Origin of the sequence: Streptomyces sp. Ag109_G2-15 (genome assembly GCF_900215565.1) — a bacterium.
GTDB classification, from domain to species: Bacteria; Actinomycetota; Actinomycetes; order Streptomycetales; family Streptomycetaceae; genus Streptomyces; species Streptomyces diastatochromogenes.
On sequence record NZ_OCNI01000001.1, the window covers coordinates 3,004,768 to 3,025,314 of the forward strand.

Below are 20,547 nucleotides of genomic sequence, written 5' to 3' on the forward strand. Positions count from 1 at the left end.
GTCGCGCCGTGTGATGACCCAGGGGTAGTGAATCGGAGCAAGACTCCAGTTCACCGCGGCTTTCGCCCCGTTTGGGCAGGGGTTCGACCGGCTGCCCATCAGGCGTCGGCCGCACGGCTGGACGGTCGACCGACCCGTTTGGCGGCCTGCGGAGCCGCGTGCAGCGAGACGGCGGAGCCCGGCGGCCCGGATTCGGACCCCGGCCCTCAGGCCGCAGCGGGTGATCCGACCCGTCCGCCAGGCATGCCCGCCTGCGATACCCCCGCTATCCCTCTTCCGGGGTCCGCGGCGGGCTGACGGTCGTGCGCGGGGGACGCCGCTGGGACGAGGTGCGCACGATCAGCTCGGTCGGTATCACCTGCTCGACGGGCTGGTCCGACTCGACGCCCTCGATGGCGTCGATGAGGAGCTGGACCACCGCGGTGCCGATCCGGCGCGGTTTCAGGGAGAGCGTGGTGATGGGCGGCTCGGTGTTGGCGTACACCGTGGACTCGCTGCAGCACACGAGCAGCAGGTCGTCCGGGACGCGCAGGCCGTAGCGGCGGGCGGCGGCGAGCAGGTCGGTGCCGTTGGGGTCGAAGAGACCGTAGACGGCGTCCGGGCGGTCGGGGCGGGCGAGCAGCCGGTCGGCGGCGACGGCGCCCGCGCACGGGTCGTGCGCCGGGTAGGCCTCGTAGACCGGGTCCTGGCCGACGCGCTCGCACCAGCGCAGGTAGGCCGTGGTCGACAGATGGGTGTAGGTGTCCGTCGTCGTGCCCGTGAGCAGGCCGATCCGGCGGGCGCCCGCGTCGGCGAGGTGGTCGAGGATGCCGAGGACGGCGGCCTCGTGGTCGTTGTCGACCCAGGCGGTGACCGGGAGCGAGCCGGCCGGGCGGCCGTCGGAGACGACCGGCAGCCCCTGTCGGACGAGTTCGCTGACCACCGGGTCCTGGTCGGAGGGGTCGATGACGACCGTGCCGTCCAGGGCCACGTTGGACCACACGTCGTGGCGGGAGGTCGCGGGCAGGATGACCAGGGCGTAGCCGCGGGCGAGCGCGGCCGAGGTCGCGGCCCGGGCCATTTCGGCGAAGTAGGCGAACTCTGTGAAGGTGAAAGGTTCATCCCCGTACGTCGTCACGGTCAGGCCGATCAGGCCCGACTTGCCGGTACGGAGGGTGCGGGCGGCGGCCGAGGGGCGGTACCCCAGCCGGTCGGCGACCTCGCGGACATGGCGTCGGGTGGCATCCGGGAGCCGGCCCTTGCCGTTGAGGGCGTCAGAGACGGTCGTGATGGAGACTCCGGCGGCGGCGGCCACGTCTCTGATGCCCGCCCGGCCCGGCCGACTGCCTCGACGTGAGGTTTCCGCGCGGCTCACCTGGTGCTTCCCTGCTGCTGTCATGGCGAGCCGATAGTAGGGCTCATGCGGTGGGGTAGTGCGGACGCATATGCACGCGTTGACAGGCACGTTTCTGCATGGTCATAGCATCCCAACTGCCTTAGAAAGTAAGGAAGTTGAGCGCTCTCATGGTAAGACGTGACTTGTCGACGCGCATGGGCCTGCCAAGTGCTCGATGTCTCGAAGAGGTCTCAACTCACCTTCACGGGTGATGCGCGCCACGGCGCGAGCCACCGGCGCATAGATATATGTGGGGCGCGCCCCCCGATACGTACGCCTTCGTCTGGTGATGCCCCTGATGCCTGTGGGATCGATGAGGTTTGCCTCTTGCTGTCCCGCACCTGTTCGCAGGGGCGCCGAATCCTCATAAGGTGTGGAGTATTGGAAGCCGGCGGCGTCGACGGTCCGCCGGTGGTCACGAGGAGGACTGCGGTGAGCGAGACGAGCCCCAAGCTGCGCGCCGAGCTGGAGGGTATCCCCACCTACAAGCCGGGCAAGCCTGCCGCGGCCGGCGGGCCGGTCGCCTACAAGCTGTCCTCCAACGAGAACCCGTATCCGCCGCTGCCCAGTGTGATGGAGAGCGTGACCGCGGCCGCCTCCAACTTCAACCGCTACCCGGACATGGCCTGTACGGGGCTGATGAACGAGCTGTCGGAGCGCTTCGGTGTCCCGCTCTCCCACCTGGCCACCGGCACCGGCTCGGTGGGTGTCGCCCAGCAGCTGATCCAGGCCACCAGTGGTCCCGGCGACGAGGTGATCTACGCCTGGCGGTCCTTCGAGGCGTACCCGATCATCACGCAGATCAGCGGCGCCCGGTCGGTGCCGGTGCCGCTCACGCCGGGCGATGTGCACGACCTGGACGCGATGGCGGAGGCGATCACCGACCGGACCCGTCTGATCTTCGTCTGCAACCCCAACAACCCGACCGGCACGGTGGTGCGGCGGGCCGAGCTGGAACGGTTCCTCGACCGGGTGCCCAGTGATGTGCTGGTGGTGCTGGACGAGGCCTACCGGGAGTTCATCCGCGACCCCGAGGTGCCCGACGGTGTCGAGCTGTACCGGAAGCGGCCCAACGTCTGCGTCCTGCGCACGTTCTCCAAGGCCTACGGCCTCGCCGGGCTGCGCGTCGGTTTTGCGATCGCGCACGAACCGGTGGCGGCGGCGCTGCGCAAGACGGCGGTGCCCTTCGGTGTCAGCCAGCTCGCGCAGGAGGCGGCGATCGCCTCGCTGCGGGCCGAGGACGAGCTGCTGGGCCGGGTCGGCTCGCTGGTGTGCGAGCGCACGCGCGTGGTCGACGGGCTGCGCGCCCAGGGCTGGACGGTGCCGGAGACCCAGGCCAACTTCGTGTGGCTGCGACTGGGGGAGCGCACGGTCGCGTTCGCGGCGGCCTGCGAGGAGCACGGTGTGGTGGTCCGGCCGTTCCCGGGCGAGGGTGTGCGGGTGACGGTCGGCGAGACCGAGGCGAACGACATCTTCCTGAAGGTGGCGGAAGCGTTCCACAAGGAGATCTGAGCGGGCTCCGTCGGGAGCACCGAAGCGGTTCCGGGTGGGCCTCGCGTGCGCGGGGCCTACTCGTCGTTCCGTACCTACTCGTCGATCAGTTCCACGCGTACGGGGTCGCCGTCCCGCACGGTCGCCAGGATCGCGGCGTCCCCGTCCAGGCGACCCAGGACATTGCACGGACTCGCGAGCCGGCACTCGTCGCCTCGCGAGATGGGCGTGGGCCCGTAGGGGAGGGCGAGGGCGTCGCCGTCCGTCCAGAAGGCCACCGTGCCCGGCTCCACGACCTGCCGGGCGTCTGTTTCACGTGAAACAGAGACACCTGTATCGAAATAGACCTCCTCGCCCCAGGTGTGGGCGGTGGAGGCGAGCGGCAGGGCCTTGCCCAGGGCCTGGGCGGTCGGTGTGTCGTCGAGGGTCGCGGTGGTGTTGCCCGCGGGCCAGGAAATACGTATCTGCATGGCGCGCAATTCAACAAGATGTTGAAGTCGCTGCCAAGACCTTGACGCGGCGGCAGAGGGGGGACCCCCCTTCGTTCGCCGAAAATCAGTGCGTCATAATGGCTTGTGAATGTGAACGCGTTCACAAGCTTGTCCGGTTGCTCCCGTGATGCGCGTGACAAATGGGGCAAGCTGCCGCTACCACGGCGGAGTAAGGAGCTGACGACGTGGAATTGGCTTTGGCGCCGGAGACACTGGCGCGCTGGCAGTTCGGCATCACCACCGTCTACCACTTCCTGTTCGTCCCGCTGACGATCTCCCTGGCCGCGCTCACCGCGGGGCTCCAGACGGCCTGGGTGCGTACGGAGAAGGAGAAGTACCTCAGGGCGACGAAGTTCTGGGGCAAGCTCTTCCTGATCAACATCGCGATGGGCGTGGTCACCGGCATCGTCCAGGAGTTCCAGTTCGGCATGAACTGGTCCGACTACTCGCGCTTCGTCGGTGACATCTTCGGTGCCCCGCTCGCCTTCGAGGCTCTGATCGCGTTCTTCTTCGAGTCCACCTTCATCGGGCTGTGGATCTTCGGCTGGGACAAGCTGCCGAAGAAGATCCACCTGGCCTGCATCTGGATGGTCTCGATCGGCACGATCCTGTCGGCGTACTTCATCCTGGCGGCCAACTCCTGGATGCAGCACCCCGTCGGCTACCGGATCAACAAGGCGAAGGGCCGGGCGGAGCTCACCGACTTCTGGCATGTCCTGACCCAGAACACCGCGCTCAGCCAGGCCTTCCACACCCTCTCCGCGGCCTTCCTGACCGGCGGCGCCTTCATGGTCGGCATCTCGGCCTACCACCTGTCCCGCAAGAAGCACATCCGCGAGATGAAGACCTCGCTGCGGCTCGGCCTGGTCACCGTGGTCATCGCCGGCCTGCTCACCGCGGTCAGCGGTGACGTGCTTGGCAAGGTCATGTTCAAGCAGCAGCCGATGAAGATGGCCGCCGCCGAGGCGCTGTGGGACGGCCAGAAGCCGGCGCCGTTCTCGATCTTCGCCTACGGCGACGTCGAGAAGAGCCACAACACCGTCGCGATAGAGATCCCGGGCCTGCTGTCCTTCCTCGCCAACGACGACTTCACCTCGTACGTCCCCGGCATCAACGACGTCAACAAGGCCGAGCAGCAGAAGTTCGGGCCCGGTGACTACCGGCCCAACATCCCGGTGGCCTTCTGGGGCTTCCGCTGGATGATCGGCTTCGGCATGACCTCCTTCGCCATCGGCCTCGCCGGACTGTGGCTGACCCGGAAGAAGTTCATGCTGCCGCAGCACCTGAGGGTCGGCGACGACGAGGTGCCGCACCTGGTGCTGTTCAGGAACAAGGCGCTCGGCCCGCAGCTGACCACCTGGTACTGGCGCATCGCGATCTGGACCCTGGCCTTCCCGCTGATCGCCAACTCCTGGGGCTGGATCTTCACCGAGATGGGCCGTCAGCCGTGGGTCGTCTACGGCGTCCTGCAGACCCGGGACGCGGTCTCCCCCGGTGTCTCCCAGGGCGAGGTCCTCACCTCGATGATCGTCTTCACCACGCTGTACGCGATCCTCGCCGTCGTCGAGGTCAAGCTGCTCGCGAAGTACGTCAAGGCCGGCCCGCCCGAGCTGACCGAGGCCGACCTCAACCCGCCCACGAAGATCGGCGGCGACACCCGTGACGCCGACAAGCCGATGGCCTTCTCGTACTAGGCCGAGGGGACAGTCATGGAACTTCACGATGTCTGGTTCGTCCTCATCGCCGTCCTGTGGACCGGCTACTTCTTCCTGGAAGGCTTTGACTTCGGGGTCGGCATCCTCACCAAGCTGCTCGCCCGGAACCGGCCCGAGCGCCGGGTGCTGATCAACACCATCGGGCCCGTCTGGGACGGCAACGAGGTATGGCTGCTCACGGCGGGCGGTGCGACCTTCGCCGCCTTCCCGGACTGGTATGCCACCCTCTTCTCCGGCTTCTATCTGCCGCTGCTGGTCATCCTGGTCTGCCTGATCGTCCGGGGTGTGGCCTTCGAGTACCGGGCGAAGCGGCCCGAGGAGAACTGGCAGCGCAACTGGGAGCATGCGATCTTCTGGACCTCGCTCATCCCGGCGTTCCTGTGGGGCGTGGCCTTCGGGAACATCGTGCGGGGCGTGAAGATCGACCAGCACTTCGAGTACGTCGGCACCCTCGGGGACCTGTTCAACCCCTACGCCCTGCTCGGCGGTCTGGTGACGCTGACGCTCTTCACCTTCCACGGGGCGGTCTTCACGACGCTGAAGACCGTCGGGGACATCCGGCTGCGGGCACGGAAGCTGGCACTGCGGGTCGGTCTCGTCACGGCCGTCCTGGCGCTCGTCTTCCTGCTGTGGACGCAGGCCGACAACGGTGACGGCAAGAGCCTGGTGGCCCTGATCGTGGCCGTCGCCGCCCTAGTGGCCGCTCTGGTGGCCAATCAGGCGGGGCGCGAGGGATGGTCGTTCGCACTGTCCGGCGTGACCATCGTGGCGTCCGTGGCGATGCTCTTCCTGTCGCTCTTCCCGAACGTCATGCCGTCCACGCTCAACGGGGACTGGAGCCTGACGGTCACCAACGCCTCGTCGAGCCCGTACACCCTGAAGATCATGACGTGGTGCGCGGCCATCGCCACGCCGATCGTTCTGCTCTACCAGAGCTGGACCTACTGGGTGTTCCGCAAGCGGATCGGCACGCAGCACATCGCTCCTGACGCTGCCGCACACTGAGTCCACCGAGGGTGTGTTTCACGTGAAACACACCCTCTGGGCCGAAGGGCATGTTTCACGTGAAACCAATCGATCCACGCCTTCTGCACTACGCCCGCGCCACCCGTCTCTTCCTGGTGGCGGTCGTCGGCCTCGGCGCCCTCGGGGCCGGGCTGGTCATCGCCCAGGCGATGCTCATCGCCGAGGTGGTGGTCGGAGCGTTCCAGCACGGGCAGTCAGTCGCTGAACTGCGAACTCCCCTGATGCTGTTGGCGGCCGTGGCCGTGGGACGAGCGGTTGTCGCGTGGCTCACCGAACTCGCGGCGCACCGGGCGAGCGCGGCCGTGAAGTCGGAGCTGCGGGGGCGGCTGCTGGAGCGCGCCGCTCAGCTGGGCCCCGGGTGGCTGAGCGGGCAGCGCACCGGCTCGCTGGTCACCCTGGCCACCCGTGGGGTCGACGCCCTCGATGACTACTTCTCGCGCTATCTCCCCCAGCTGGGACTCGCGGTGGTCGTCCCGGTGGCCGTGCTGGCGCGGATCGTCACCGAGGACTGGGTGTCGGCGGCGATCATCGTCGGCACCCTGCCGCTGATCCCCCTGTTCATGATGCTGATCGGCTGGGCCACCCAATCCCGGATGGACCGTCAGTGGCGGCTGCTGTCCCGGCTGTCGGGCCACTTCCTGGACGTGGTCGCCGGGTTGCCCACGCTGAAGGTGTTCGGCCGGGCCAAGGCGCAGGCCGAGTCCATCCGCCGGATCACCGGTGAGTACCGCCAGGCCACCCTGCGGACCCTGCGGATCGCGTTCCTCTCCTCGTTCGCGCTGGAGTTGCTGGCCACGCTGTCGGTCGCGCTGGTCGCCGTGACGATCGGCATGCGTCTGGTGCACGGCGACATGGACCTGTACATCGGCCTGGTCATCCTGGTGCTGGCGCCCGAGGCGTATCTGCCGCTGCGCCAGGTGGGAGCGCAGTACCACGCGGCGGCGGAGGGGCTGGCCGCCGCAGAGGAGATCTTCGCCGTGCTGGAGACGCCGGTACCGGCGTCCGGCACCACCGTGGCGCCCGAGGGCCCGGTGGCCTTCGACGGCGTGACGGTCCGCTATCCGGGGCGGTCGGCGGATGCCGTGACCGACGTGTCGTTCACCGTCGAGCCCGGCGAGACACTGGCGCTGGTCGGACCGAGCGGCGCGGGCAAGTCGACGCTGCTGAACGTGCTGATGGGGTTCGTACGGCCCGCCGAGGGCCGGGTGCGGGTCGGGGGAGCCGATCTCGCGGACGTCGACATCGAGGAGTGGCGGTCGCGCATCGCGTGGGTGCCGCAGCGGCCGCACCTGTACGCCGGGACCATCACCGAGAACGTCCGCCTGGCCCGGCCCGACGCGGACGACACCGCCGTGCGCCGGGCGCTGCGGGATGCGGGCGCGCTGGAGTTCGTGGACGCGCTGCCCGAGGGGGCCGACACGGTGCTCGGCGAGGACGGGGCCGGCCTGTCCGCAGGGCAGCGGCAGCGGCTCGCGTTGGCCCGGGCCTTCCTCGCCGACCGGCCCGTGCTGTTGCTGGACGAGCCGACCGCGGCGCTGGACGGGGCTACCGAGGCGGATGTTGTGGCGGCGGTGCGACGGCTTGCGGTGGGCCGCACGGTGCTGCTCGTTGTACATCGGCCGGCGCTTCTTGCCGTGGCGGACCGGGTGGTGCGGTTGGAGGGGGCGGAACCGATGGCGGCCCGGAGTGGCAGTCAGCCTCCCAGGGGGCTGATGGACGCCCGCCTCAGCCCACCCGCCACCCGACTCGGTCACCTGGTAAGTGGCCCGACAGAGCAGCCCCCGACGCGATATCGGAGTGCGCTTGCCCGGGTCCGGGGCCTGGCCGGTCCCCGGCGTGGTCGGCTTCTGCTCGCTCTGCTGCTCGGGAGCCTGGGGCTCGGTAGTGCCGTTGGGCTGATGGCCACCTCCGGATGGCTCATCTCGCGGGCCTCGCAGCAGCCGCCGGTGCTGTACCTGATGGTGGCCGTGACGGCGACGCGGGCCTTCGGGATCGGGCGGGCCGTCTTCCGGTATGCCGAGCGGCTGGTGTCGCACGACGCCGTGCTGCGGATGCTGGCCGACACCCGGGTCGCCGTCTACCGGCGGCTGGAGCGGCTGGCGCCCGCGGGGCTGCGCACGGCCCGCCGCGGCGATCTGCTCTCCCGGCTGGTCGCCGACGTCGACGCGCTCCAGGACTACTGGCTGCGCTGGCTGCTGCCCGCCGGCGTCGCGGTTGCCGTCTCCACCGCCTCCGTCGCCTTCACGGCCTGGCTGCTGCCCGAGGCCGGAGCGGCCCTTACGGCGGGGCTCCTCGCGGCCGGTGTCGGTGTCCCCCTGGTCACCTCGGCCGCGGCCCGGCGGACCGAGCGGCGGCTTGCGCCCGCCCGTGGAGTGCTCGCGACCCGGGTGACCGACCTGCTCACCGGTACCGCCGAGCTGACCGTCGCCGGCGCGCTGCCGGCCCGTACCGCCGCTGCCCGGCAGGCCGACGGCACGCTCACCCGCATCGCCTCGCGCGCCGCCGCCGTCACCGCGCTCGGTGACGGGCTCACCGCGCTGATCTCCGGCCTGACCGTCACCGCTTCCGCCCTGCTCGGCGCCCAGGCGGTGGCCGCGGGCCGGCTCGGTGGCGTGGCGATGGCGGTGGTGGTCCTCACCCCGCTGGCCGCCTTCGAGGCCGTACTGGGGCTGCCGCTCGCCGTGCGCTACCGGCAGCGGGTGCGCCGGAGCGCGGAGCGCGTGTACGAGGTACTGGACGCCCCGGAGCCCGTACGTGAGCCGGAGCAGCCCCGGCAGGCGCCCGCCTCGCCCTTCCCGGTCGTGGTGAGGGGCCTGGGCGCCCGGCACGCGGGGCAGCACCGGGACGCGCTCGCGGGACTCGACCTCATGCTGGAGCAGGGCCGCCGGATCGCCGTGGTCGGCCCTTCCGGCTCCGGCAAGACGACCCTCGCCCAGGTGCTTCTGCGGTTCCTCGACCCGCACGAGGGCTCGTACACGCTCGCCGGTGTGGACGCGTACGCGCTGGCCGGCGACGACGTACGACGGCTGGTCGGGCTGTGCGCGCAGGACGCGCACCTCTTCGACAGCAGCGTGCGCGAGAACCTGCTGCTCGCGAAGAAGGACGCCACCGAGGCCGACCTGCGCGACGCGCTGGCCCGGGCCCGGCTGCTGGGCTGGGTGGACGGGCTGCCCGACGGGCTGGACACGTTCGTCGGCGAGCACGGGGCGCGGCTGTCCGGCGGGCAGCGGCAGCGCCTCGCGCTGGCTCGCGCGCTCCTCGCCGATTTCCCGGTCCTCGTCCTGGACGAGCCCGCTGAGCACCTGGACCTGCCGACGGCGGACGCGCTCACCGCGGACCTGCTGGCCGCCACAGAGGGCCGTACGACCCTGCTGATCACCCACCGGCTGGCCGGGCTCGACGCGGTCGACGAGGTGGTCGTGCTCGACGCCGGCCGGGTGGTGCAGCGGGGGCGGTACGCGGAGCTGGCCGGCGTGGACGGGCCACTGCGGGACCTGGTGCTGCGCGAGTCGGCGGCGGAGGAGCCGGCGGGAGCGCGGTGACGGTCGTACGGGTGCCTCGCCCGAGTGCCCGCGACAGAACGTGAGGCGCCCTGCCGGCGACCCTCTGCCGGTGGGGCTGGGTCAGACGCGTTCGGCGATCATCCGTTCGATCACGACCGCCACGCCGTCCTCGTTGTTGGCGACCGTACGGCCTGAGGCGGCGGCGATGACGTCCGGGTGGGCGTTGCCCATCGCGTACGACTGGCCGGCCCAGGTCAGCATCTCGACGTCGTTGGGCATGTCCCCGAAGGCGACGACCTCCTCGGGCGTGATGCCGCGCTCGGCGCAGCACAGGGCGAGCGTGCTGGCCTTGGAGACGCTCGGGCCACTGAGTTCCAGCAGGGCGCTGGGGCTGGAGCGGGTGACGTTGGCCCGGTCACCGACAGCGAGGCGGGCGAGCGCGAGGAAGGCGTCCGGGTCGAGGTCGGGGTGGTAGGCCAGGATCTTGAGCACGGGCTGGTCGGCGTCCGGGCCGTCGGCCGCGAGGAGAGCCTCGGCGGGCAGGAGGTTGTCCGGTATCTCCATGTGCAGCTTGGGATAGGCCGGTTCCTGGTGGAAGCCGTACGTCTGCTCGACCGCGAACACCGTGCCGGGTGCGGCGGCGCGCAGCAGCCGTACGGCGTCCAGCGCGTTCTCCCGGGCCAGTTCGCGCACCTTCACGAAGCGGTGGGCGCCGGGGCCGCCGTGCAGGTCGACCACGGCGGCGCCGTTGCCGCAGATCGCCAGGCCGTGACCGTGGACGTGCTCGCTGACGACGTCCATCCAGCGGGCCGGGCGGCCGGTGACGAAGAAGACCTCGATGCCCGCGGCCTCGGCGGCGGCCAGCGCCGCGACCGTCCTCGGGGAGACCGACTTGTCGTCGCGCAGGAGGGTGCCGTCGAGGTCGGTGGCGATCAGCCGCGGCGGTAGAGCGGCGGCCGGGGTCCCGGGCTGTCTGGTCGCTGAGGTCACCGGGCCATTCTCACGCATATGCCAGCACGCCCGTGCGGAAGTCCGCACAGATGAGTCCACTGACACATCGCACATGGCCGACGGACAACGTCTGTCACCCGGTCAGGCCAGCTGGGCGGGCGCCTCCATGGCGATCCGCTCGAAGACCTTCTCGTCCGCGGCGAAGTCCGAGTCCGGGATGGGCCAGTGGATCACGATCTCGGTGAAGCCCAGCTCCTGGTGGCGGCCGGCGAAGTCCACGAAGGCGTCCAGGGATTCGAGCGGCCGGCCGCGGTCCGGTGTGAAGCCGGTGAGCAGGACCTTCTCCAGCCCGGTCACGTCCCGGCCGATCGACGCGCAGGTCTCGGACAGCTTCTCCAGCTGCCCGCGCAGCGCCTCGACCGACTGCTCCGGCGTGCCGCTCTCGTACAGCTTCGGGTCGCCGGTGGTCACCCACGCCTGTCCGTACCGCGCGGCGAGCTTGAGTCCGCGCGGGCCGGTGGCCGCCACCGCGAAGGGCAGCCGGGGCCGCTGCACGCAGCCGGGGATGTTGCGCGCCTCGTGCGCCGAGTAGAACCGGCCCTCGTACGTCACCGCGTCCTCGGTGAGCAGCCGGTCGAGCAGCGGCACGAACTCGGCGAACCGGTCGGCGCGCTCGCGCGGCGTCCACGGCTCCTGGCCGAGGGCCGTCGCGTCGAAGCCGGTGCCGCCGGCGCCGATGCCCAGGGTGATGCGGCCGCCGGAGATGTCGTCCAGGGAGATCAGCTCCTTGGCGAGGGTCACCGGGTGCCGGAAGTTCGGCGAGGTGACCAGCGTGCCGAGGCGGAGCCGGTCGGTGGCGGCCGCGGCGGCGGTCAGCGTCGGTACGGCGCCGAACCACGGGCCGTCGCGGAAGCTGCGCCAGGACAGGTGGTCGTAGGTGTACGCGGTGTGGAAGCCGAGCTGCTCGGCCCGCACCCAGGCCGAACGGCCGCCCTCGCTCCAGCGGCGGTACGGCAGGATCACGGTGCTCAGACGCAGACTCATGCGTCCGAGGGTACGGGGGGCCACCGACATTGGCCGAAATCGATCAAGAGAACCGCAGGTAGCGGGGTGGTACCGCCTGGGTGAGCCACACTCCGTTCGCGCTGACGTGGAAGACGTGGCCGTCGCGGTGCATGGCGCCGGCGTCCACGGCGATCACGACGGGGCGGCCGCGGCGGGCGCCGACCCGGGTCGCGGTCTCGCGGTCGGCCGAGAGATGGACGTCGTGCCTGCTCATGGGCCGGAGGCCCTCGGCTCGGATCGCGTCCAGGTTCCGCGCCACGGTGCCGTGGTAGAGGTACGACGGCGGGGTTGCCGGGGGCAGGCCGAGGTCGACCTCGATGGTGTGGCCCTGGCTGGCACGGATCCTCGTGCCCTCGATCGCGAAGCGCTGCTTGTCGTTGGCGGCCACCACGTGGTCCAGCTCCTCGCGCGTGAGGCGGAACCCGTGTGCGGCGGCCGCGGCGATCAGGGTGTCGATCTCGACCCAGCCGCCCGGGTCGAGCGTGAGGCCGATGCGCTCGGGCTGGTGGCGGAGGTGTTTCGAGAGGTACTTCGACACCTTCACGGTGCGTCTTTCTTCCATGCCTCCAGGGTGCTGGAGAGACGCGGATCACGCAGGTTGTTTTCGCTCCCGGGTTTGATCCACAAGCAAGTGCAGTTATCCACAGGGGAATTGGAGAAGTTGTGGACAAGTGGCTGGCGTTTTAGGTGGATTCGCCAACTTCGCTGGGTGATCGTGTCGGTGAGGACAGGTAGTCCAAGGCTCTTGCCCTGACCTCCCGTTCGGCAGCCAGTGCGATGAATGTGGACGTGTGTGCGCGGCCAACGAGGCGTTCCACAGCGCTGATCGTCTCTGCGGGGAGGTCGATGGAACGCGTCCGAGCGGGTGACTCCGGTGGATCCTCGGCGCCGAGGCGTGTGCGCAGGTGCTGGACCGCGAACGCGCGCATGGCCCGGGCCAGTTCGGCGTCCACCGTCTGCTGGGCCAGGGGGCGGAGGCGGCGCACCAGTGAGGCCGCTTCTGCCGCGTGGGCGTCCGTGCGGTGGGTGGGGTCGTCGAGGTAGCGGGCGAAGACGTACTCGGCGGTGAACTCCAGGAAACGGGCGGCTATGTGCTCCATCTGGCCCCTCAACTCCCTGAGATGGCCCGAGATCGCGGAGAGCGGGACCCCGGCGGCGTGCAACTCGGCTGCGACGGACAGCTCTTGGGGGCTCGGCACGAGGAAGGTGTCGGGGTCGTCGGCCAGCGGTTCCAGTACGCCTAGTTCGACGGCCTCGGCCACGGCGTCCTCGTCGGGGGTGCCGCCGAAGCGGGCGTTCAGCTCGGTGCGGGTGATGCGGGTCGGTTCCTCGTCGGTCCATGGGCCTTCCACCTCGGTGACCAGGCCTAGGACACCGCCCAGGCCGCGGCCGGTGTCCCAGGCGTCCAGGAGTTCCCTGATCGAGGCGAGGGTGTAGCCGCGGGCGAGGAGGTGGGTGATCTGGTGGAGGCGGGTGAGGTGGGCGTCGGAGTAGAGGTTGGCGCGGCCCTGGCGCTCGGGGCGGGGGAGGAGGCCTTTGTCCTGGTAGGCGCGGATGGTTCTTACGGTGGTGTGGGTGTGGTGGGCCAGGTCTTCGATGCGGTAGGTCTTTTGGGCCGGGGGCTCGGTCATGTGGGGTTCCTCGGCTGGTGACCGGAGTTGGGGCTGGGCGGGGGTGGGTTTCGCTTGCCCGCGCCGGCGGGGTGCCGCTGCGCCCACCCGTGCCGCCCCAGCGGCACGATTGCCCGCAGCTAGGCCGGTATGACGGCCGCTGCGGGGTGGGCGCCGCCCCAGCGGTGCGGCTCCCGCAACTGCGGCGGCCATGGCGGGGCGACTGCCCCCAGCCACGCAGCCACGCCCGCCCCCAGCCAAGCAACCCCGCTCACAGCTTCGGCTCCACCCGGGCAATCCCCCGCAACACCCCCGGCATGAAGCGCGACAGGAGATGCGCGCCCCGTGCCTCGGGTGTCACCGGTACCACCGCCCTGTTGTGGGTCACCGCGTCCAGGACCGCCTTGGCGACCTTCTCCGGCGGGTAGTTGCGGAGGCCGTACAGGCGGGCCGAGTGTTTCTGGCGGCGGCGTTCCTCGGCTTCGTCGACGCCGGTGAAGCGGGCCGTGGAGGTGATGTTGGTGTTGACGATGCCGGGGCAGATCGCCGTGACGCCGATGTCCTGCGCGGCGAGTTCGGCGCGCAGGCACTCGGAGAGCATCAGGACCGCCGCCTTGGAGGTGCTGTAGGCGGGCAGCGCCCGGGAGGGCTGATAGGCGGCCGCCGAGGCGATGTTGACGATGTGGCCGCCCTGGCCGCGCTCGGCCATGCGGGCGCCGAAGAGGCGGCAGCCGTGGATCACACCCCAGAGGTTGACGTCCAGGACCTTGCGCCAGTCCTCGGGCGTGGTGGTGAAGAAGGAGCCGGACAGGCCGATCCCCGCGTTGTTGACCAGCACGTCCAGGACGCCGTACGCGCGGTGCACCTTCTCGGCGAGCTTCTCCATGGCCTGTTCGTCGGAGACGTCCGCCGTCTCCGCCCACGCCTCGGGGGCGCCGACCAGCCGGGACAGCTCGGCGGTGCGGGCGGCGGCCTCGGCGTCGCGGTCGACGGCCACCACGCGCGCGCCCGCCTCCGCGAAGGCGAACGCCGTGGCCCGGCCGATGCCGCTGCCCGCTCCGGTGACCAGCACCAACTGACCGCCGAACCGGTCCGCGTGGCGGCCGGTGGCCTTGGGCTGCGGCCGGCCGCCCTCGACGCTCGTCACGAACTCCTCGATCCAGGCGGCCACCTGGTCGGGACGCGTGCGCGGGATCCAGTGCTTGGCGGGGAGCGTGCGCCGGGTCAGTTGCGGCACCCACTGCTCCAGGTCGTCGTACAGGCGCTCCGACAGAAACGCGTCCCCCAGGGGCGTGATGAGCTGCACGGGCGCGTGCGCGTACGCGTCCGGGCGGGGCCTGAGCAGCCGGGCGCGGACGTTGTCCCGGTACAGCCAGGCGCCGTGCGCCGCGTCGGAGGGGAGGGAAGGGGTCGGGTAGTCGCCGCCGGGGACCTTCTCGGTCCGCTGGAGGATCTTCGGCCAGCGTTTGCCGAGCGGGCCGCGCCAGGCCAGTTCCGGCAGGGCGGGGGTGTGCAGCAGGTAGACGTACCAGGACTTGGCGCCCTGCCCGAGGAGCTGGCCCACCCGGCGGGGCGTGGGACGCTTCACGCGCGCGTTGATCCAGTGCCCGAAGTGGTCCAGAGAGGGGCCGGACATCGACGTGAAGGAGGCGATACGGCCCTCCGTGCGGCCCACCGTGACGAACTCCCAGGACTGCACCGAGCCCCAGTCGTGGCCGACCAGGTGCACCGGGCGGTCCGGGCTCACCGCGTCCACGACCGCCAGGAAGTCGTCCGTGAGCTTGGCCAGGGTGAAGCCGCCGCGCAGCGGCTGCGGTGCCGTGGAGCGGCCGTGGCCCCTCACGTCGTAGAGGACGACGTGGAAGCGGTCGGCGAGGCGGACGGCGACCTCCGACCAGACCTCCTTGCTGTCCGGGTAGCCGTGCACCAGCACCACCGTCGGCTGCTGCGGGTCACCCAGCTCGGCCACGCACAGCTCGACCCCGCCGGTGTGCACCCGGCGCTCACGCGCACCCTTCGGCATCGAAGGTGTCGTCACTTCGCCTCCGCCCAGCGCCGCACGTGCGGCAGATCGTCGTCCAGCCAGAACGCGCTCTGCTCGGGGTCCCGGGAGTCGGTGACCACCAGGATCTCCTCGAACTTCGCGCCCGTACCCCGGAAGCCGAGGTGGGGTTCGACCGCCCACAGGCCCGGCTGCGGCGGGTGGTCGGAGAAGCGGTACGGCGACCACAGGGGCGACCAGCCCTCGCGGTGGCCGTGCAGGGCGTCGGCGGCCAGACCCTTCAGGGACTGGGTGCCGAACCCGAACAGATGGGGCGACCAGCGGCGCTGCTTCACCCGGTCCACCTTGTGGGCGATCACGCCGAACGGGTACGCCCGGTGTCGGTTGGCGTAGCCCTGGCGGACCATCAGGCGGTCCACGTCCTCGTATATCTCGCGCAGCGGCCGCCGCTCGCGCACCTCGCGCAGGATCAGCTCGCGGTGCGCCTCCAGATCGGCCATCAGCCGGTCCTGCACGGGGTTGACGCCCAGTGAGCCCGAGTAGCCGATGTCGGCCGTGTATCCCTCGTAGACCGGGGCCATGTCCAGGATGAACGGCATCCCGGGCGCCAGGGCGCGGTCGGTCGGGAAGAACTGCAGCGGGATGCGGAAGTTGACGAACGCGGTGCGGTCGCCGAACCAGGCGAAGGGCAGGTGGAACCAGTCCCGCACCCCTCGCTCGCGCAGCCACTCGCGCTGCATCCGGGCTGCCTCGCGCTCGGTCACACCCGGCTCGAGGCGTGCCGCGACCGCCTCCGCGCACTCGTAGGCGAGGCGCTGCACCCGCCTGAACCCCTGCAACTCCACGGGGAGTTCGCTGCTCACTGCCGTCGTCATGCCGCCCCGTCCCGTCGTGCCGTCGACTGCGGTACGCGTCCGTAACTTGACACTGGTGAATGTGACAGTTGTTAGAGGCGGCGTCAATAGGCGGGATCAAGGCCTGTGGACAACGCTCCGTGAGCGGCTGTGGATAACTCTCAGGCAGGGGATCCCTTAGGGCCCCGTAATACTCGAGTCTGACGCCAAGACGGCTCTGAGGTCTGACGACTGGCGTGGCCTGGATCACTACGGTCGAAGACGTGACTGTGATCGCGACCGAAAGCCTGAGCAAGCGGTTCCCCCGGGTGACCGCGCTCGACCGGCTGTCCATGGACATCGGACCCGGTGTGACCGGACTCGTCGGAGCCAACGGCGCCGGCAAGTCCACCCTGATCAAGATCCTGTTGGGTCTGTCCCCCGCCACGGAGGGCCGCGCCGAGGTGCTCGGCCTCGACGTGGCCACCAAGGGCGCCGCCATCCGTGAGCGCGTGGGCTACATGCCGGAGCACGACTGCCTGCCGCCCGACGTCTCGGCCACCGAGTTCGTCGTCCACATGGCACGCATGTCCGGCCTGCCGCCCGCCGCCGCGCGCGAGCGCACCGCGGACACCCTGCGCCATGTCGGCCTGTACGAGGAGCGCTACCGCCCCATCGGCGGCTACTCCACCGGCATGAAGCAGCGTGTGAAGCTCGCCCAGGCCCTGGTGCACGACCCGCAGCTGGTCTTCCTGGACGAGCCGACCAACGGCCTCGACCCGGTCGGCCGCGACGAGATGCTCGGCCTGATCCGCCGCATCCACACCGACTTCGGCATCTCGGTCCTGGTCACCTCCCACCTGCTGGGCGAACTCGAGCGCACCTGCGACCACGTCGTCGTGGTCGACGGCGGCAAGCTGCTGCGCTCCAGCTCCACCACCGACTTCACGCAGACCACGACGACCCTCGCGATCGAGGTCACCGACAGCGACGAACACCCCGACGGCACCCGCGCGGTCCGCGAGGCACTCCACGCGCGCGGAGTGGACACCCACGACAGCAGCGGCCTCCCGGGCGCCGGGCACATCCTGCTGCTCACCGCGCAGGGCGAGGAGACGTACGACCTGGTGCGCGACATCGTCGCCGACCTGGGCCTCGGCCTGGTGCGCATGGAGCAGCGCCGGCACCACATCTCGGAGGTCTTCACGAGCGAGGCAGAAGAGCGGAAGGAGGCGGCCGTCCATGGCAGTTGAGCAGCCCGTGCGGACACCCGTCGCACCGTCGGGTGACCAGACCCGCATCCACAACATCGGCTACCGCACCTACGACGGCCCCCGACTCGGCCGCACCTACGCCACCCGCTCGCTCTACTCGCAGTCCCTGCGCGGCGCGTACGGCCTCGGCCGGTCGGTCAAGTCCAAGGTGCTGCCGATGCTGCTGTTCGTGGTGATGTGCGTGCCCGCGGCCATCATGGTCGCGGTCGCGGTCGCCACCAAGGCGAAGGACCTGCCCGTCGACTACACGCGCTACGCGATCCTCATGCAGGCCGTCATCAGCCTGTACGTCGCCTCGCAGGCGCCCCAGTCCGTCTCGCGCGACCTGCGCTTCAAGACCGTGCCGCTGTACTTCTCGCGGCCGATCGAGACCGCCGACTACGTGCGGGCGAAGTACGCGGCGCTGGCCTCCGCGCTGTTCGTCCTCACCGCGGCCCCGCTGCTCGTGCTCTACATCGGCGCGCTGCTGGCCAAGCTCGACTTCGCCGACCAGACCAAGGGATTCGCACAGGGACTCGTCTCCGTGACACTGCTCTCGTTGCTCTTCGCCGGTATCGGCCTGGTCATCGCCTCGGTGACCCCGCGGCGCGGCTTCGGCATCGCGGCCGTCATCGCCGTCATGACGATCTCCTACGGCGCCGTCTCCACGCTCCAGGCCATCGCCGAGGCGCAGAACAGCACCGGCGCCATCCCCTGGATCGGCCTCTTCTCGCCCGTCACGCTCATCGACGGAGTGCAGTCCGCGTTCCTGGGCGCGACCTCGGCGTTCCCCGGAGCGGTCGGACCCACGAACGGGGAGGGCGTGGTCTACGTCCTCGCCGTCCTGGGCCTCATCGCCGCCAGCTACGGCCTCCTGCTGCGCCGCTACCGGAAGGTGGGACTGTGACCACGCTCTCCATCGACCACGTCTCCCGCTGGTTCGGCAACGTGGTCGCCGTCAACGACATCACGATGACCATCGGCCCCGGCGTCACCGGCCTGCTCGGCCCGAACGGCGCCGGAAAGTCCACCCTCATCAACATGATGGGCGGCTTCCTGGCCCCCTCCACCGGCACCGTCACCCTCGACGGGCAGCCGGTGTGGCGCAACGAGGCCATCTACAAGCACATCGGCATCGTCCCCGAGCGCGAGGCGATGTACGACTTCCTCACCGGACGTGAGTTCGTCGTCGCCAACGCCGAGCTGCACGGACTGGGCGCGAAGGCCGCCCAGCGGGCCCTGGCCACGGTCGAGATGGAGTACGCGCAGGACCGCAAGATCTCGACGTACTCCAAGGGCATGCGCCAGCGCGTGAAGATGGCGAGTGCCCTGGTGCACGACCCGTCGCTGCTCCTGCTCGACGAGCCCTTCAACGGCATGGACCCGCGCCAGCGGATGCAGCTCATGGAGCTGCTGCGGCGCATGGGCGACGAGGGCCGCACGGTGCTGTTCTCGTCCCACATCCTCGAAGAGGTCGAGCAGCTCGCCCGGCACATCGAGGTCGTCGTCGCCGGGCGGCACGCGGCCAGCGGCGACTTCCGCAAGATCCGCCGCCTGATGACCGACCGACCGCACCGCTACCTGGTGCGCTCCAGCGACGACCGCACGCTCGCGGCCGCGCTGATCGCCGACCCGTCGACGTCCGGCATCGAGGTCGACCACACCGAGGACGCCCTGCGTATCCAGGCCGTCGACTTCGGCCGCTTCACCGCCCTGCTGCCCAAGGTCGCCCGCGACCACGGCATCCGGCTGCTCACGGTCTCGCCGTCCGACGAGTCCCTCGAGTCCGTGTTCTCGTACCTGGTCGCGGCGTAGGAGGCCGAATATGTACGACCCCACAGTCGCCCGGCTCACCTACCGGGCCCTGCTCGGCCGTCGCCGGGCCCTCATCCTGGGCGCCCTGCCGCTCCTGCTGATCGCGATCTCCGTCGTCGTGCGCGGCCTCGCGGGCGCCGACGACCAGACAGCCTCTGACCTGCTGGGCGGGCTGGCACTCGCCACGATGGTGCCGATCATCGGCGTCATCGCGGGCACGGGCGCGATCGGCCCGGAGATCGACGACGGCTCCGTCGTCTACCTGCTGGCCAAGCCGGTGAAGCGCCCGACGATCATCTTCACCAAGCTGATCGTGGCGATCGCCGTGACGATGGTGTTCTCGGCCCTGCCGACGCTCATCGCGGGCTTCATCCTCAACGGCAACGGCCAGCAGATCGCCGTCGCCTACACGGTGGCCGCACTGGTCGCGTCGATCGCCTACGCGGCGATGTTCCTGCTGCTCGGCACGGTGTCCCGGCACGCGGTGGTGTTCGGTCTCGTCTACGCCCTCGTCTGGGAGGCCCTGTTCGGCTCCCTGGTGTCCGGCGCACGCACGCTGAGCGTCCAGCAGTGGTCGCTCGCCGTCGCCCACAAGGTGGCCGGCGGGGACCTGGTGACCTCGGACGTCGGACTGCCCACGGCGACGGTGCTGCTGGTCGTGGTCACCGTGCTCGCCACGTGGTACGCCGGCCAGAAGCTGCGGACGCTGAAGCTCGCCGGCGAGGAGTGACTGGTCCCGATCTTGACGGGGGCTTCACCTCGGTCCGGGCACACTGGGCAAAGCGGATGTACGGCTAGGAGGCCGCAGATGGCAGAGGAGATCCCGCAGTTCGAGGGACGAGGGCGGTCCGGCGGCGACGTCTGGGACGAGCTGGTCCTGGACGAGGCGTTCGTGTCGTCCGCCGAGACCTCCGAGCCGTCCGCCCGGGCCCGTATGCTCGCCGCCCGCTGGCGCGCCGAGGAACCGGAACCGCAGCCGTGGCGGTCGGACGACCCGCCGGCGGGCTGGTTCTTCAGCAAGGTGCGTCGGCGCAGGTGGCGCCGCCGGTAATTCGGTGGCGGTCAACTCGGGGTGAAGGCACAGTGGTTGGTGTCCGCACCGCCGGGAAGCCCCGGCGCCACGTTCTGGGAGAGGAGCAGGGCGATGTCCATGCACGGCAGTACGTCCAGCTCCCGACAGGGCAGCCCGAGGCAGGCTCCGGAGTAATCGCTACCCCTCCGTGGAGCCGAGGGAGCTGCCCGGGGCGGCCGCTTCGAGCACGCGATGTGTCTCTCGCGTGGGCCGCCCACCCGGAGGATTGGCCGAGTGGTAAGGCACCGGCTTGCTAAGCCGCGGTCGGGGGCAACCCCGCGCACGTTCGATCCGTGCATCCTCCGCAGAAGAAGCTGAAAGCTCAGCGCAGAAGAGACCGAACGC

Annotated in this window: 17 protein-coding genes and 1 tRNA gene; 10 read left to right on the forward strand and 8 right to left on the reverse strand. The window is 70.4% G+C overall.

Annotated elements, in window-relative coordinates:
• Nucleotides 1-265 precede the first annotated feature (265 nt).
• Complete coding sequence (locus CRP49_RS13380) at nucleotides 266-1,378, reverse strand: LacI family DNA-binding transcriptional regulator (RefSeq protein WP_097253576.1); 1,113 nt, start codon at nucleotides 1,376-1,378, stop codon at nucleotides 266-268.
• Nucleotides 1,379-1,807: 429 nt separating this feature from the next.
• Between CRP49_RS13380 and hisC the strand changes: the two genes are divergently transcribed.
• Nucleotides 1,808-2,887, forward strand: a complete 1,080-nt coding sequence (hisC, locus tag CRP49_RS13385) for a histidinol-phosphate transaminase (RefSeq protein ID WP_097253577.1) — start codon at nucleotides 1,808-1,810, stop codon at nucleotides 2,885-2,887.
• Nucleotides 2,888-2,961: 74 nt separating this feature from the next.
• On the opposite strand, the gene CRP49_RS13390 is transcribed toward hisC, so the two are convergent.
• On the reverse strand, nucleotides 2,962-3,336 hold the full coding sequence (locus CRP49_RS13390) for a cyclophilin-like fold protein (protein WP_097253578.1): 375 nt from the start codon (nucleotides 3,334-3,336) through the stop codon (nucleotides 2,962-2,964).
• Nucleotides 3,337-3,542: 206 nt separating this feature from the next.
• Between CRP49_RS13390 and CRP49_RS13395 the strand changes: the two genes are divergently transcribed.
• From CRP49_RS13395 to cydD, 3 genes are read left to right on the forward strand one after another with little or no spacing between them, the layout of a single operon-like run.
• Entirely contained in the window at nucleotides 3,543-5,051 is a 1,509-nt protein-coding gene (locus CRP49_RS13395; RefSeq protein ID WP_097253579.1) for a cytochrome ubiquinol oxidase subunit I, read from the forward strand.
• A gap of 15 nt (nucleotides 5,052-5,066) precedes the next feature.
• Nucleotides 5,067-6,077: a cytochrome d ubiquinol oxidase subunit II gene (gene cydB / locus CRP49_RS13400; protein ID WP_097253580.1), complete on the forward strand. Its 1,011-nt coding sequence runs from the start codon at nucleotides 5,067-5,069 to the stop codon at nucleotides 6,075-6,077.
• Nucleotides 6,078-6,136: 59 nt separating this feature from the next.
• Complete coding sequence (gene cydD, locus CRP49_RS13405) at nucleotides 6,137-9,640, forward strand: thiol reductant ABC exporter subunit CydD (RefSeq protein ID WP_097257336.1); 3,504 nt, start codon at nucleotides 6,137-6,139, stop codon at nucleotides 9,638-9,640.
• 81 nt (nucleotides 9,641-9,721) lie between these two features.
• On the opposite strand, the gene CRP49_RS13410 is transcribed toward cydD, so the two are convergent.
• The 6 genes from CRP49_RS13410 to CRP49_RS13435 all read right to left on the reverse strand — a co-directional run bounded on the left by CRP49_RS13410 (nucleotide 9,722) and on the right by CRP49_RS13435 (nucleotide 16,104).
• Complete coding sequence (locus CRP49_RS13410; RefSeq protein ID WP_179851601.1) at nucleotides 9,722-10,609, reverse strand: HAD hydrolase family protein; 888 nt, start codon at nucleotides 10,607-10,609, stop codon at nucleotides 9,722-9,724.
• Nucleotides 10,610-10,693: 84 nt separating this feature from the next.
• Complete coding sequence (locus CRP49_RS13415) at nucleotides 10,694-11,596, reverse strand: LLM class flavin-dependent oxidoreductase (protein ID WP_097257337.1); 903 nt, start codon at nucleotides 11,594-11,596, stop codon at nucleotides 10,694-10,696.
• 43 nt (nucleotides 11,597-11,639) lie between these two features.
• On the reverse strand, nucleotides 11,640-12,179 hold the full coding sequence (locus tag CRP49_RS13420) for an RNA 2'-phosphotransferase (RefSeq protein ID WP_097253582.1): 540 nt from the start codon (nucleotides 12,177-12,179) through the stop codon (nucleotides 11,640-11,642).
• A 121-nt stretch (nucleotides 12,180-12,300) separates the two neighbouring features.
• A complete protein-coding gene (locus CRP49_RS13425; protein WP_097253583.1) occupies nucleotides 12,301-13,248 on the reverse strand; it encodes a MerR family transcriptional regulator in 948 nt (315 codons plus the stop codon).
• Nucleotides 13,249-13,498: 250 nt separating this feature from the next.
• Complete coding sequence (locus tag CRP49_RS13430; protein WP_097253584.1) at nucleotides 13,499-15,250, reverse strand: SDR family oxidoreductase; 1,752 nt, start codon at nucleotides 15,248-15,250, stop codon at nucleotides 13,499-13,501.
• An 11-nt stretch (nucleotides 15,251-15,261) separates the two neighbouring features.
• Complete coding sequence (locus CRP49_RS13435) at nucleotides 15,262-16,104, reverse strand: M24 family metallopeptidase (RefSeq protein WP_094218709.1); 843 nt, start codon at nucleotides 16,102-16,104, stop codon at nucleotides 15,262-15,264.
• A gap of 248 nt (nucleotides 16,105-16,352) precedes the next feature.
• On the opposite strand from CRP49_RS13435, the gene CRP49_RS13440 reads away from it, so the two are divergent.
• The 6 genes from CRP49_RS13440 (at nucleotide 16,353) to CRP49_RS13465 (ending at nucleotide 20,507) form a co-directional block, all read left to right on the forward strand.
• Nucleotides 16,353-17,315 carry an ABC transporter ATP-binding protein gene (locus CRP49_RS13440; protein ID WP_097257338.1) on the forward strand — a complete coding sequence of 321 codons (963 nt, stop codon included), beginning with the start codon at nucleotides 16,353-16,355 and terminating at the stop codon, nucleotides 17,313-17,315.
• Complete coding sequence (locus CRP49_RS13445; protein ID WP_097253585.1) at nucleotides 17,305-18,222, forward strand: hypothetical protein; 918 nt, start codon at nucleotides 17,305-17,307, stop codon at nucleotides 18,220-18,222. The genes CRP49_RS13440 and CRP49_RS13445 overlap by 11 nt, the downstream gene beginning before the upstream one ends.
• Nucleotides 18,219-19,130, forward strand: a complete 912-nt coding sequence (locus CRP49_RS13450) for an ABC transporter ATP-binding protein (RefSeq protein WP_097253586.1) — start codon at nucleotides 18,219-18,221, stop codon at nucleotides 19,128-19,130. Before CRP49_RS13445 ends, CRP49_RS13450 begins: the two co-directional genes overlap by 4 nt.
• Before the next feature lie 10 nt (nucleotides 19,131-19,140).
• The gene (locus CRP49_RS13455; protein ID WP_097253587.1) at nucleotides 19,141-19,860 is read left to right on the forward strand and encodes an ABC transporter permease subunit; all 720 of its coding nucleotides are present in this window, start codon (nucleotides 19,141-19,143) and stop codon (nucleotides 19,858-19,860) included.
• 78 nt (nucleotides 19,861-19,938) lie between these two features.
• Nucleotides 19,939-20,181, forward strand: coding sequence for a hypothetical protein (locus tag CRP49_RS13460; RefSeq protein ID WP_097253588.1), 243 nt, complete (start codon nucleotides 19,939-19,941; stop codon nucleotides 20,179-20,181).
• Between the two features lie 241 nt (nucleotides 20,182-20,422).
• A tRNA-Ser gene (locus CRP49_RS13465) sits at nucleotides 20,423-20,507 on the forward strand.
• Nucleotides 20,508-20,547: the final 40 nt, after the last annotated feature.